Source organism: Candidatus Nitrosotalea sp. FS (assembly GCF_011319475.1).
GTDB lineage: Archaea > Thermoproteota > Nitrososphaeria > Nitrososphaerales > Nitrosopumilaceae > Nitrosotalea.
On sequence record NZ_RCMC01000181.1, the window covers coordinates 2,740 to 3,222 of the forward strand.

2 protein-coding genes are annotated in these 483 nt (G+C 41.8%); both read left to right on the forward strand.

All coding sequences use genetic code 11. The features are described from left to right. The coding region (locus DYY66_RS06585) for an MqnA/MqnD/SBP family protein (protein ID WP_304515752.1) at positions 1–214 on the forward strand (214 nt) is incomplete at its 5' end. Between the two features lie 30 nt (positions 215–244). Next, a partial coding sequence (locus DYY66_RS06590; protein ID WP_218583638.1) for a hypothetical protein occupies positions 245–483 on the forward strand: 239 nt, incomplete at its 3' end.

Consider the following 483-nt stretch of genomic DNA (forward strand, 5'->3'; position numbering starts at 1 on the left):
TGTATATGGTATGGCAAGACCAGGCGAAGCACTAGACTATGCAATGCAGTATGGCAGGGGACAATCAAAGGAGACAATTGACAGATTTGTTAGAATGTATGTAAACGATGTAACAATCGAGATGGGAGTACTAGGAGAGCAGGCAATCAGAAACTTGTTCCAGTTTGGAATAGAAAAGGGCTTGGTTCCAGAATTTGAGCTTCGCATAGCTTAAGTTATTTACCGCAGTTTAGAAATTATTCCAATGGACAAACGCGTCTTGGCACTAGGTGTTGCAATGCTTGTAGCTGGCTTTGCATCTTATGCTTATCTTAACGAGACAGAGCCTGCCGGAAAGGCAAACATGACTGACGAAGAAATAACCGCTTTTAATTCAGATCTAGTTGTAAACATTGGTCTTAGAAATATCGCAGGACTTGTCGGCGGTCTTGGCTTTTTTGTCACACTTATCAGCATTGGTCTGAAACGTAGAAAAAAAGGTGG